The sequence below is a fragment of the Pseudomonas sp. TE6288 genome (assembly GCF_054062095.1).
Genome location: NZ_JBSSEW010000007.1, coordinates 162,749 through 175,702 on the forward strand (window position 1 = coordinate 162,749; position 12,954 = coordinate 175,702).

Below are 12,954 nucleotides of genomic sequence, written 5' to 3' on the forward strand. Positions count from 1 at the left end.
CCTTTGTCCGTGTTTTCAGGCAGCGGCAGGCAAAACGCGGCTGCTGCATCCCAGTCCTGACGATAGGTGCGCCAGAATGCGGGAGCCAGGGTTCGCTACTGATTTGGGTGCGGGAGCGTTCCGGCGAACACTAGGGAATTGCCCTGCGTATCGCCCGATCATGTCACCGCCCCGCCGCCAAACGCTGGCGGGGCGGTCACGACCGTTACTTGTCCACGCTGACCCCGTAGAAGGAGTTCAGGCCGAAGGGGCTGATCTTGAAGTCCTTCACTTTCGCGCTCATGGGCTGATACACGGTGGAGTGGGCGATGGGGGTGATCGGCACCTGCTCCTTGAGGATATGTTGCGCCTGCTTGTACAGCTCGGTGCGCTTGGCCTGGTCGGAGGTCGCCTTGGCTTGCTTGATCAGGTCGTCGTAGGGCTTGTAGCACCACTTGGAGAAGTTGTTGCCATCCATGGCATCGCAGCCATAGAGCGTGCCCAGCCAGTTGTCCGGGTCACCATTGTCGCCGCTCCAGCCGATCAGCATGGCGCCCTGCTCGCCGCCCTTGGAGCGTTTGATGTACTCGCCCCATTCGTAGCTGACGATCTTGGCCTTGATGCCGATCTTGGCCCAGTCGGACTGGAGCATCTCGGCCATCAGCTTGGCGTTGGGGTTGTAGGGGCGCTGCACCGGCATGGCCCACAGGGTGATCTCGGTACCCTCCTTGATGCCGGCTTCCTTGAGCAGTTGCTTGGCCTTCTCTGGGTCGTACGCGGCGTCCTTGATGGTGTCGTCATAGGACCATTGGGTTGGCGGCATGGCGTTGACCGCCAGCTGGCCGGCACCCTGATACACCGATTCGATGATCTGTTGCTTGTTGACCGCCATGTCCAGGGCTTGGCGGACCTTGAGTTGGGACAGGGGATTCGCTTCGTTGCTGCCCTTGATCTTGTCCATCACGTTGTAGGCGATATAGCCGAGGTTGAAGCCGGCCTGGTCGGGCATCTGCAGCTTCTTGTCTTCCTGCAGCGGCTTGATATCGGCCGGACGCGGGAACAGCGTCACCTGGCACTCGTTCTTCTTGAGTTTCTGCATGCGCACCGAGGCGTCGGTGCTGATGGCAAAGATCAGGTTGTCGATCTTCACTTCTTCAGGATTCCAGTAGCTCTTGTTGCCAGTGAAGCGAATGTTCGAGTCTTTCTGGTAGCTCTTGAACACGAACGGCCCGGTGCCGATCGGCTTCTGGTTGATGTCGGCGGGCTTGCCCTGCTTGAGCAACTGGTCGGCGTATTCGGCTGACTGGATCGAGGCGAAGTGCATGGCCATGTTCTGGATGAACGCGGCGTCGACCTGGGCGAGGGTGAACTTCACCGTGTGGTCGTCGAGTTTTTCCACCTTGGCGATGTTCTTGTCCATGCCCATGTCGGTGAAGTACGGGAACTCGGTGGGGTAGGCCTTGCGGAAGGGCTGGTCCTTGTCGAGCATGCGGTTGAAGGTGAACAGCACGTCGTCGGCGTTGAAGTCGCGGGTCGGCTTGAAGTAATCGGTGGTATGGAACTTGACGCCTTCACGCAGGTGGAAGGTGTAGGTCTTGCCGTCATCGGAGACGTCCCAGCTGGTGGCCAAGCCCGGAATGACCTTGGTGCCGCCGCGTTCGAATTGCGTCAGGCGGTTGAAGATGGTCTCGGCGGAGGCGTCAAAGTCGGTTCCGGTAGTGTATTGCCCCGGGTCGAACCCGGCCGGGCTGCCTTCGGAGCAGAACACCAGGTTGGATGCGGCGAGGGCGGAGGGAGCGCCGGCTAGCAAGCCTGCACCTACCAGGAACGGAATGACTGCGTGTTTGAGCATGGTGGCCTCATTGTTGTCATTTTTCGAATTGAGGCGGCCTCGTGAGCCGACCTGCGGATACTTATGCAGGGGGTATTCCCAATGCAACACTCAGCAGGATGGTTGACGGCAAAAACGTGGTACGGACGTACATGGATGTCGCATCCATATAACTTTGGCGAATGTTGATCGTTTGCGAGGGGGAAAAGGGCGAAAATTTCAGGATATTTCGCACTTTATGTGACAAGCAGACGCACCCGTTTGGTGCGTAGGAAAGGTCTGAAACTGCTGTCAGAGACGGTTTTGACCGCCTCTGACATCCGGTTGAGTGAGTCAGGGCACCTGGACTTCGATCAGGCCATCGGCACTCATGCTCACTTCGCTGGTTCCGGCTTCGATATCCGGCGCCGGCGCGGATTCATCGGCGGCGCCCTTGGCCATCATCGCCATTGGCGCGTTACGCAGGTAAGGGCGTGGGTAACCGCTGCTGTTGAGGTTCAGGCTGACCACCTTGTAGCCTTTGCCGCCCAGGGCATCGGTGGCCAGTTGGGCACGCGCCTTGAAGGCGGCGACGGCATCCTTGAGCAACTCGTCTTCATTGGACTTGCGTGTGGCCGGGGCAATGGAGAAGTCCATGCCGCCCATCTTCAGGTCTTGCAGCAGGTCACCGGTGAGCTTGGACAGGGCCGGGAAGTCGGCGCTTTCCAGGCGCAGTTCGGCGCGTTCGCGCCAGCCGGTGATCTTTTGGCCCTTGGTGTCGTAGATCGGGTAGCTGTTGCGGCTGCCCTGGCTGATCTTCACGTCCTTGACCTGGCGGGCCTGCTGCACGGCCTTGTTCATGGTTTCGGTGATCTCCTTGGCCAGCTTGCCCGGGTCGGTGTTCTGCGCTTCGCTGTACAGCGTCACGACCATCAGGTCACGCGCCACTTCCTTGCTGACTTCGGCACGCAGCGACACCTGGTTGTAGCGTGGCTCGTCGGCCGCCAGGGCCGGCAGGCTGGCGAGCATGCCGCAGGACAGGGCAACGGCGGCGGCGCCGCGACGGGTAATGTGCATGTGGAACTCCTTGGCAGGGTAAGGCGTGGGTGAGCAGATCCGTTCCACGCATGGCCGATCAGACCGGTGACAGTGTAGAGGGTTCAAAAGTGCCATCATGAATCTATGACAAAGTGTGGCGCTTTGCCGCATCGCTGCAGTGGAGCGCCCGGCTTCGGTATACTCCAGCCGATTTTCCTGGAGCACTCAATTGGGAGAGCTCATGCTCGCCGTCGCACATCCGTTGTCCGCCACACGCCAGAACCTCTGGCGCCTGACCTTCATCCGCATTCTCGTCCTGGCGGCCCAGGCCGGCTCGGTAGGCGTGGCCTACTGGACCGAGCTGCTGCCGCTGCCGTGGTTCTCGCTGGCAGTCACGCTGGCCCTGTCGTCGCTCCTGTGCGCGTTCACCGCCCTGCGCCTGCGCCTGTCGCTGCCGGTCACCGAACTCGAGTACGCCCTGCAACTGGCCTGCGACCTGCTGATCCACAGTGCCCTGCTTTATTACTCGGGCGGTTCGACCAACCCCTTCGTCTCCTATTACCTGGTGCCGTTGGCCATCGCCGCGGTCACCCTGCCGTGGATCTACTCGTTGGTGCTCTCGGGTATCGCCCTGGTCGCCTACAGCCTGTTGCTGGTGCAGTACTACCCGCTGGAAACGCTGCCGCTGGCGCGCGATACCATGCAGGTCTACGGCATGTGGCTGAGCATCGCCCTGGCCGCCGGGGTGATCACCTTCTTCGCCGCGCGCATGGCCGAGGAGTTGCGCCAGCAAGAGAACCTGCGCGCCGAGCGTCGGGAAGAAAGCCTGCGCGACGAGCAGTTGCTGGCCGTGGCCACCCAGGCCGCCGGCGCCGCCCACGAACTGGGCACGCCGCTGGCGACCATGAGCGTGCTGCTCAACGAAATGCGCCAGGACCACGCCGACCCGCTGTTGCAGGAAGACCTGCAGATCCTTCAGGACCAGGTCAAGCTGTGCAAGGAAACCTTGCAGCAACTGGTGCGCGCTGCCGAGGCCAACCGGCGCCTGGCGATCGTTGAGCAGGATGTCACCGCCTGGCTCGACGAGGCGCTCAACCGCTGGCACCTGATGCGCCCGGAAGCCAGCTACCGCTTCCAGCGCCTGCGCGACGGCGTGGTGCCGCGGCTGACGCCGCCGCCGGACCTGACCCAGGCCCTGCTGAACCTGTTGAACAATGCCGCCGATGCCTGCCCGGACGACCTGGAGGTGCGCCTGGATTGGGACGCCCAGGACATCGTCATCAGCATCCGCGACCATGGCCCCGGCGTGCCGCCGGCCATCGCCGAAGCGATCGGCAAACCTTTCATTACCACCAAGGGCAAAGGCTTCGGCCTGGGCCTGTTCTTGAGCAAGGCCAGCGTGACGCGTGCGGGCGGTTCGGTGAAACTCTATAGTCATGAGCAGGGTGGCACCCTGACCGAATTGCGCCTGCCCCATGGCAAGCGAGGAGATGCATGATGAGCGAAGAAAACCAGGTCGAAGGCGAAGAGCTGCCGCACCTGCTGCTGGTGGATGACGACGCCACCTTCACCCGGGTGATGGCCCGGGCGATGTCGCGTCGTGGGTTCCGTGTGAGCACCGCGGGCTCCGCCGAGGAAGGCTTGAAACTGGCCGAGCAGGACCTGCCCGACTACGCCACGCTGGACCTGAAGATGGAGGGCGACTCGGGCCTGGTGCTGTTGCCCAAGCTGCTGGAGCTGGACCCGGAGATGCGCGTGGTGATCCTGACCGGTTACTCGAGCATCGCCACGGCGGTCGAGGCAGTCAAGCGCGGGGCCTGCAACTACCTGTGCAAACCGGCCGACGCCGACGATGTGCTGGCGGCGCTGCTCTCGGAGCATACCGACCTGGACACGCTGGTGCCGGAAAACCCGATGTCGGTGGACCGCCTGCAGTGGGAGCACATCCAGCGCGTGCTGGGCGAGCACGAGGGCAATATCTCCGCCACGGCGCGGGCGCTGGGCATGCACCGGCGCACCTTGCAGCGCAAGTTGCAGAAGCGTCCGGTCCGACGCTGAAGTCCACTGGGGGCGCTGCGCGCCCATCGCCGGCAAGCCGGCTCCCACAAGGATCATCGATGCCCTGTGGGAGCCGGCTTGTCGTGGCGACGAACCGCGACGAAAGGGCCACGTAGTGGCCCCCTGCGTTTTGTCAGGCTTTTTCTCCCGAGCGGTCAACCCGTACCGCCAGCTGTCCGGCTCCCGATGGTGCCTCGAACGCCACCTGTCCGCCTGCCGGCACTTTCGCCCGGCCAATCACCTTGCCCTCACGCAGCAATTCCAGCGGCATGCCTTCCATCGACTGGCCCGAAGCCAGTTCCAGTTTGACCTTGATATTCATCGGTGACCTCCTTGTCACGCGTTGCGATCGATATAGAGAGTGGTCTTGCCGTCCAGGCTGGCAATCAGCTCCGGTGAACCTCCGCGGAACTGGCGGAACAGGTTGCGCCCGCGTTGCTTGCCGTCCGCCGGCACCTGCACGCTCGGGTGGAACTGGTCGGTGAGCTCGGCATAGCCGCTCCAAGGGCCAATGTACGACTCGTTGAGCTGGTCGGTGATGCTGAAGGCATAGCGCACCGCGTTGCCCCGTTGCCAGTTCAGGCCATCGGGCTCACGGCGCTCCCAGCCGGTGATCACCGGCGAGGTGGCAGGGGCATCGATGAAACCGGTGGGCTTGTTCGGCTTGTAGTCCTTGAGCAGCAGGTAGGTACTCCAGCCCCACCAGTCGCCGATGCGGTTGCGGTCGTTGAGGTCGTTGACGTCCTTGCGCCGCAGCACCGCCTTGCCGTCCTGGAAGTACAGCGCGGCGAAGTTGCCGGGCACCAGGTCCTGTTCGGCGGCGTGCAGGTCGGGCGCCAGGCGCAGGGCCGAAAAGTCCTTGGCCTGGGGCACGCGGCCCTCGGCGAAGGCCTGGAACACTTCATCGGCCGAGCGCTGCACGGCGCGCGCCACTTGACGACGGTTGGCCACATCGACGCTGTCGAAATAGCGCTTGTCGCCGTAGGCGCGCCATTGCTCGCCCTCGGCATTGCGCACGGCCAGGCCGTACTTGCTGTCCTCGTCGTGCATGAAGCGCGAGATCAGCGAGCCAACGTCGCTCGGCGTGACGGTATCGGCCAGGGCCTTGCGCGGTACCCGCAGGTGGCCGGCGGAGAACAGGTCGGTGAGGAAGTGGTCGGCGAAGGCGTTCATCGCATAGGCCAGTTGCAGGTCGCGTTCGGCGCCGCTGGCGCGGGCTTTCAGCGCCTGTTGCAAGGCTGCGGCGTGGCCGGCCTGGTAGGCCAGCAGCGCCCAGGGGCCGAAGTGGTCCCAGTTGCTGGCGGCCAGCTTCAGGTAGCGGCCCAGGGGGAACAGGTCGGAGGCGAAGCTGCCGCCGCCGGTGATGCGGTTCCAGCGTGCCGACAGGCTGTCGCCCAGTGCCTCATAGGCTTCATGGGGCTGACGGCCGTCCTTGATGGCCTGGTTGGCTGCGCGGATTTCTTCCTGCATGACCGCGAGGATCTGTTCGGCTTCCGCCTTGGCCGCCGGCAGGCGCGCCAGGGAGTCGAACGCCTGGATGAAGCGCTCGACTCGTTCGGCGTCGGTGCCGCCATCGGCAATCGGGCGCTCGGGCACCCCATAGAAGTCGCCGCCCAGGGCGATCACCTGGCCATAGGTCAGGTTCAGGCCGTTGGGCAGCGGCAATGGTGACTGATGGGCGGGGGTGCCTGGTTGGCCTGTCTCGTAACGCAACAGGGTGTTGTCGCCGATGGCGGTGTGTTCTGCGCCTTCGAAGAATAGCTCCGGGCCGCGCTGCGCAGCATTGCCGCCAGCCGACGGTGGCGCAGGGCGGTGATACTTGAGGGTGTGGTGGCCGTGCATGACCAGCACCAGATGGCTGTCGGGGCCGGGCAGGGCGATGCCGTGCTCATCGAACAACTGGTCGAGGTCAGCGACCACCAGCGTGGCCTGGGCTTTCATGGCCGCAGGCGCTGTTTGCATTCCTGACATGATTTGCTCCTTGCAATGTCTGGATAATCCATTTTTATACTGTATGTATATACAGTGATATGCATCATATGCAGGAAATTTCCTACGTCAAGCCCCCTTTGTGCTGGCATCTGGCAGCTGTGGCGGGCGCAAGCCCCCGGCTCTCACGTATGATTGCCCTCCTAACCGCATTTCCCGGGACCACGTTGCATGCTCGCCCTTCTCATCCAGACACTGAACATCACGGCACCTGTATTCGCCATGCTGTTCATGGGCGTGCTGCTCAAGCGCATCCGCTTGATCGACGACAACTTCAACCGGGTCGCCTCCAAGCTGGTGTTCAACGTGTGCATGCCGGCGCTGCTGTTCCTCGGCATCTACCACGCCGACCTGGCGTCGGCGGTAAAACCAGGGGTGATGCTCTACTTCGTCGGCGCGACGCTGGCGTGCTTCGGCCTGGCCTGGGGCCTGGCGATCTGGCGCTGCCCGCGGGCCGACCGCGGCGTCTACACGCAAGGCGCGTTTCGCGGCAACAACGGCGTGATCGGCCTGGCACTGGCGGCCAGCCTGTATGGCGACTACGGTATATCCCTCGGCGCGGTGCTGGCCGGGCTGGTGATCCTCATGTACAACTCGCTGTCGGCGGTGGTACTGGCGGTGTACAGCCCGGACCTGAAGTCCGACCCGTGGAGCATCTGCAAGAGCATCTTCAGCAACCCGTTGATCCTCAGCGTGCTGGTGGCAACACCCATGGCCTACGGCCAGGTGCCGCTGCCCAACTGGCTGCTGACCTCCGGTGACTACCTGGCCCAGATGACCCTGCCGCTGGCGCTGATCTGCATCGGCGGCACCCTGTCGCTGGCGGCCCTGCGCGACAGCGGCAGGCTGGCCGTCGATGTCAGCCTGGTGAAGATGGTCTGGCTGCCGCTGCTGGGCACCCTGGGTGCCTGGCTGTGCGGGTTCCGTGGTGCCGAACTGGGCATCCTGTTCCTCTACATCGCCAGCCCCACTGCGGCGGCCAGCTATGTGATGGCGCGGGAGGCCAACGGCAACCATGAACTGGCGGCGTCGATCATCGTGATCACTACACTGATGGCCGCCGTCACCACGAACATCGGGATTTTCTTCTTGCAATGGGGTGGATGGATCTAGTGTGGTGTTTCACAAATAACGACCATAACTCGAGGCTTTTTATTGGTCGTATTTGCAAAACACCACACCAGCTCAGTTGCAAGCAAAACCAATAACACTGCCTCACCTAAAGGACACTTCATGCAAGACCAGAGCACGCCCGAGCGCTTGCAGCGCGGGCTGAAGAATCGTCATATCCAGCTGATCGCGCTGGGCGGGGCCATCGGCACCGGGCTGTTCCTGGGCATCGCCCAGACCATCCAGCTGGCCGGCCCGTCGGTGCTGCTGGGCTACGCCATCGCCGGCCTGATGGCCTTCCTGATCATGCGCCAGCTGGGCGAGATGGTGGTCGAGGAGCCGGTCGCCGGCAGCTTCAGCCACTTCGCGCACCAGTACTGGAGCGAGTTCGCCGGTTTCGTCTCGGGCTGGAACTACTGGGTGGTGTATGTGCTGGTCGGCATGGCCGAACTCACGGCCGTGGGGATCTATGTGCAGTACTGGTGGCCGGACTTCCCCACCTGGGCCACTGCGGCGATCTTCTTCGTGGTGATCAACGCCATCAACCTGACCCAGGTGAAGGTATATGGCGAAATGGAGTTCTGGTTCGCCCTGGTCAAGGTGGTGGCCATCGTCAGCATGATCGGTTTCGGCGCCTGGCTGCTGACCAGCGGCCACGGCGGGCCGGATGCCAGCGTCGCCAACCTGTGGCAGTACGGCGGCTTCTTCCCCAATGGCGTCACCGGGCTGATCATGGCCCTGGCGGTGATCATGTTCTCCTTCGGGGGGCTGGAGCTGGTGGGCATCACCGCCGCCGAGGCGGCCAACCCGCGTGAGAGCATCCCGAAGGCCACCAACCAGGTGGTCTATCGCATCCTGATCTTCTACATCGGCGCACTGGCCGTGCTGTTGTCGCTGTACCCCTGGCAGAAGGTGGTGCAGGGCGGCAGCCCGTTCGTGATGATCTTCCACGAACTGGACAGCGACCTGGTGGCGACCATCCTCAACATCGTGGTGCTGACCGCCGCGCTGTCGGTCTACAACAGCTGCGTGTACGCCAACAGCCGCATGCTGTTCGGCCTGGCCACGCAGGGTGACGCGCCGCGCCAGTTGCTTAAGGTCAGCCGCCGTGGCGTGCCGCTCACCGCGCTGGGTGTATCGGCGTTCGCCACCGGCCTGTGCGTGGTGATCAACTACCTGATGCCGGGCGAGGCCTTTGGCCTGCTGATGGCCCTGGCGGTGTCGGCGCTGGTGATCAACTGGGCGAGCATCAGCATCACCCACCTGAAGTTCCGCAAGGCCAAGCTGGCGGCCGGCATCACGCCGTTCTACAAGAGCCTGTGGCACCCGCTGAGCAACTACCTGTGCCTGGCGTTCATCGTGCTGATCCTGGTGGTGATGTACCTCACCCCGCCAATCCGTATCTCGGTGATGCTGATCCCGGCGTGGATCGCCGTGCTGTGGGTCGCGTTCCGGATGAAGAAGGCACGTCAGGCCTGATCCGCTCCATGTCGGTTTCAGGATCGCAGTGGCGATAACATCGCCACTGCCAACCACGAAACTCGCATTTCTTGCTCTTGCTCTTGCTCTTGCTCTTGCTCTTGCTTCTAAGCGCACGATAGCTCAGGCGCCGCCGATTGCGACTTCAGGAGGCCGAGTGCAGGGCTTGCGTAGGGAGGCGACGGGCATGGATGCCCGTCGAGCGCCGATCAGGCCATGGATGGCCCGTCGGCGCGTACTCCCGGAGCAAGCCCGGAGCGAGGGAACCCCGGAGCGCAGCGCAGGGGCCGTATGAACGGAGCCGAACGGTTTTGCTTACTTTTCCCAAGAGAAAAGTAAGCCGCCGTAAAGGCGGAAAGGTGACTAAAAGTCGACATCTTCCAAGAATGTGCATATAAAAATCAAAACAGCCACTTAAAGAACAGCACCTACCGCCCCTTGCTCCACCCCCACCAACCCGCTATCGTCAAGCAATTCATCCGATGACTGGACGTAAGCCCCCCGTGACCCCGCTCATCAAACGCAGCCTGGTAGAACAAGCCGTAGACCAGCTCCGCGAGCGCATCGCTCAGGGCACCTGGTCAGTAGGCCAGCGCCTGCCCACCGAACCAGAGCTGGCCAACGACCTGGGCATCAGCCGCAACACCGTGCGTGAGGCCATGCGCGTTCTGGCTTTCAGCGGCCTGGTGGAAATCCGCCAGGGCGACGGCAGCTACCTGCGCACCGCCGTGGACCCGCTGCAGGCCGTGCAGGTGATGTCGCGCTGCGCCGTCGAACACGCCCGCGAGACCCGCCATATTCTTGAAACACAAGCCATCGGCCTGGCCGCGTCGCGCCGCACCGAAGCCGACCTGCAGGCACTGCGCGAAGCCCTGCAACACGGTGCGCAGCACTACCACGGCGATGTGGATGCCTATGTCGAATGCGACCTGGTCTTCCACCAGCGCCTGGTGGATGCCGCCCACAACCCGGCCTTGAGCGAGCTGTACCGCTACTTTTCCGGCGTGGTCGGCGCGGCCCTGCAGCACAACATGACGACCGTCCCCCGTTGTCAGGCCGTGTTCGACCTGCACGGGCAGATCCTCGACGCCCTTGAACAACGCGATCCGGAGCGGGCCAAGCACCTGAGCCGGACCCTTATCGAATCCTGACCACGAGAAGGCCATGGCCGAACAACTGACCCGCAACACCGCGCCCCGCGAGGCGGACCTCGAAGAACTGCTGATCGACGCCGAGGCCGACGATGAGCAAGTCCAGCAACAGCCTGTCGTGCTGCGCCGGCCCTGGCTGTTGTTGCTGGGCCTGGTGCTGGTGGCGCTGAACCTGCGCCCGGCGCTGTCGAGCATGTCGCCCGTACTTGGGCAGGTGTCCGAAGGGCTGGGGCTCAGCGCATCGCAGGCGGGGCTGCTGACCACCTTGCCGGTGCTGTGCCTGGGGCTTTTCGCGCCGCTGGCACCGGTCCTGGCACGACGTTTCGGTAGCGAACGGGTCATCCTCGGTATCTTGCTGACCCTGGCGCTGGGCATCCTGGTGCGCAGTACCCTGGGCGCCACCGGCGTGTTCCTCGGCAGCCTGATGGCGGGTGCGAGCATCGGCATCATCGGCGTGCTGCTGCCTGGCATCGTCAAGCGTGATTTCCCACAACATGCAGGCACCCTGACCGGCGTCTACACCATGGCGCTGTGCCTGGGCGCGGCAATGGCCGCGGGTGCCACGGTGCCCTTGACCCGCCACTTCGATGACAGCTGGGCGCTGGGGCTGGGCTTCTGGGTGCTGCCGGCGTTGCTGGCGATGCTGGTGTGGCTACCCCAGTCCCACCAGGGGCATGGCGTGCACAAGGTGGCTTACCGGGTGCAAGGCTTGTGGCGTGATCCGCTGGCATGGCAGGTGACCCTGTACATGGGCCTGCAGTCGTCGCTGGCCTACATCGTGTTCGGCTGGTTGCCGTCGATCCTGATCGGCCGTGGGCTGAGCCCCACCGAGGCAGGGCTGGTGCTGTCCGGCTCGGTGATCGTGCAACTGGTCAGTTCGCTGAGCGCGCCATGGCTGGCGACGCGCGGCAAGGATCAGCGCCTGGCCATCGTGGTGGTGATGCTGGTGACCCTGGGCGGGCTGTTCGGCTGCCTGTACGCGCCGCTGGAAGGGCTGTGGGGCTGGGCGATCCTGTTGGGGCTGGGCCAGGGCGGCACCTTTGCCCTGGCGTTGACCTTGATCGTGCTGCGCTCCAAGGACGCCCATGTGGCGGCCAATCTTTCGAGCATGGCCCAGGGCGTGGGCTACACCCTGGCCTCCATGGGGCCGTTCGCGGTAGGGCTGGTGCATGACCTGACCGGGGGCTGGGGCGCGGTGGGCTGGATCTTCGCGGTACTGGGGATCGGCGCCATTGTGTTCGGCTTGGGTGCCGGGCGTGCGTTGCATGTGGGGGTGGTCAGCGAGCGGGTCTGAGGTCTGCTGGCAGCTGGTTCGGGCTTCGGCACCATTCATGGCGCAAATGGCTGTGGCGCCAAAGCCGGGCCCGGACTATCTTGCGCTTCTCGAGCCCAAGCACGGATAACCGCCAATGAGCGATGCCAACAGCGCCCTGATCACCCGTTTCTACCAGGCCTTCCAGCGCCTGGACGCCGAGGCCATGGTGGCCTGCTACAGCGACGACATCGTTTTCAGCGATCCGGTCTTCGGCACCTTGCGCGGGCAGGATGCCGGGGACATGTGGCGCATGCTCACCCGCCGCGCCAAGGATTTCACCCTGACCTTCGACAACGTGCGCAGTGACGAACGCGGCGGCGGCGCGCATTGGGTGGCAACCTATCTGTTCAGCCAGACCGGGCGGGTGGTGGTCAACGATATCCAGGCGCGCTTCGTGATTCGTGACGGGCTGATCTGCCAGCACGACGACAGTTTCGACCTGTGGCGCTGGACGCGTCAGGCCCTGGGCATGCCGGGCGTGCTGCTGGGCTGGTCGCCGATGGTGCAGAACAAGGTACGCCAGCAGGCGTTCAAAGGCTTGCGCGCATTCCAGCAGGCGCGCTGAGGCGTTAAGCTGGCGGCCTTCTTCCGTTGCACCGAACCGAGCCGTGAGCGAAACAGCGCCTTCCCCCGACTGCAAACCCTGGTACGTCTATCTGGTGCGTGCCGCCAATGGCTCGCTGTACTGCGGTATCAGCGACGATCCGCAGCGGCGCTTCATCAAGCACCAGAAAGGGCAGGGCGCGCGGTATTTCAAGACCAGCCCGGCGCAGGCGCTGGTGTATGTGGAGCAGTGGCCGGACAAAGGCGAGGCGCTGCGCCAGGAGCGTTTGGTGAAGAAACTGCGCAAGGCGGCGAAGGAGGCGTTGGTGGCGTCCTATATTGGTACAACGGGCTAGGAAGATCACTATCCCACTTGTGGTCGCACTGTACTCTCGCCATGTGAGCGTCCTAGTCGATGGTCTTTTTCTGCATACGACCGGATGAGCTTCCTCGCCCCTTGAGGTGCTATCGACTAGAAGTCG

At 63.7% G+C, this 12,954-nt stretch carries 12 protein-coding genes; 8 read left to right on the forward strand and 4 right to left on the reverse strand.

What is annotated here, in order from left to right:
- Positions 1-205 precede the first annotated feature (205 nt).
- Positions 206-1,831: an ABC transporter substrate-binding protein gene (locus tag ACVWY1_RS09425; RefSeq protein WP_102684912.1), complete on the reverse strand. Its 1,626-nt coding sequence runs from the start codon at positions 1,829-1,831 to the stop codon at positions 206-208.
- A 312-nt stretch (positions 1,832-2,143) separates the two neighbouring features.
- A complete protein-coding gene (locus ACVWY1_RS09430) occupies positions 2,144-2,866 on the reverse strand; it encodes an SIMPL domain-containing protein (RefSeq protein WP_102684911.1) in 723 nt (240 codons plus the stop codon).
- Positions 2,867-3,068: 202 nt separating this feature from the next.
- Between ACVWY1_RS09430 and ACVWY1_RS09435 the strand changes: the two genes are divergently transcribed.
- Together ACVWY1_RS09435 and ACVWY1_RS09440 are read left to right on the forward strand one after the other, a co-directional pair.
- On the forward strand, positions 3,069-4,325 hold the full coding sequence (locus tag ACVWY1_RS09435; RefSeq protein WP_102684910.1) for an ATP-binding protein: 1,257 nt from the start codon (positions 3,069-3,071) through the stop codon (positions 4,323-4,325).
- Positions 4,325-4,885, forward strand: coding sequence for a response regulator transcription factor (locus ACVWY1_RS09440; protein WP_023632665.1), 561 nt, complete (start codon positions 4,325-4,327; stop codon positions 4,883-4,885). Before ACVWY1_RS09435 ends, ACVWY1_RS09440 begins: the two co-directional genes overlap by 1 nt.
- A 133-nt stretch (positions 4,886-5,018) precedes the next feature.
- Here the strand turns inward: ACVWY1_RS09440 and ACVWY1_RS09445 are convergent, their stop codons facing one another.
- Positions 5,019-5,207, reverse strand: a complete 189-nt coding sequence (locus tag ACVWY1_RS09445; RefSeq protein WP_277501872.1) for a hypothetical protein — start codon at positions 5,205-5,207, stop codon at positions 5,019-5,021.
- A 14-nt stretch (positions 5,208-5,221) separates the two neighbouring features.
- Entirely contained in the window at positions 5,222-6,856 is a 1,635-nt protein-coding gene (locus tag ACVWY1_RS09450; RefSeq protein ID WP_102684908.1) for a phospholipase, read from the reverse strand.
- Between the two features lie 189 nt (positions 6,857-7,045).
- Here ACVWY1_RS09450 and ACVWY1_RS09455 point away from each other — a divergent pair, with 189 nt between their 5' ends.
- The 6 genes from ACVWY1_RS09455 to ACVWY1_RS09480 all read left to right on the forward strand — a co-directional run bounded on the left by ACVWY1_RS09455 (position 7,046) and on the right by ACVWY1_RS09480 (position 12,828).
- Positions 7,046-7,987, forward strand: coding sequence for an AEC family transporter (locus tag ACVWY1_RS09455; protein WP_139669025.1), 942 nt, complete (start codon positions 7,046-7,048; stop codon positions 7,985-7,987).
- A gap of 120 nt (positions 7,988-8,107) precedes the next feature.
- Positions 8,108-9,463, forward strand: a complete 1,356-nt coding sequence (locus ACVWY1_RS09460) for an amino acid permease (RefSeq protein WP_277501867.1) — start codon at positions 8,108-8,110, stop codon at positions 9,461-9,463.
- A 482-nt stretch (positions 9,464-9,945) separates the two neighbouring features.
- Entirely contained in the window at positions 9,946-10,614 is a 669-nt protein-coding gene (locus tag ACVWY1_RS09465) for a FadR/GntR family transcriptional regulator (protein ID WP_457378174.1), read from the forward strand.
- Between the two features lie 13 nt (positions 10,615-10,627).
- Positions 10,628-11,908, forward strand: a complete 1,281-nt coding sequence (locus ACVWY1_RS09470; RefSeq protein WP_277501863.1) for a CynX/NimT family MFS transporter — start codon at positions 10,628-10,630, stop codon at positions 11,906-11,908.
- Positions 11,909-12,023: 115 nt separating this feature from the next.
- Positions 12,024-12,494 carry a nuclear transport factor 2 family protein gene (locus ACVWY1_RS09475; protein WP_457378175.1) on the forward strand — a complete coding sequence of 157 codons (471 nt, stop codon included), beginning with the start codon at positions 12,024-12,026 and terminating at the stop codon, positions 12,492-12,494.
- 43 nt (positions 12,495-12,537) lie between these two features.
- Entirely contained in the window at positions 12,538-12,828 is a 291-nt protein-coding gene (locus tag ACVWY1_RS09480; RefSeq protein WP_457378176.1) for a GIY-YIG nuclease family protein, read from the forward strand.
- Positions 12,829-12,954: the final 126 nt, after the last annotated feature.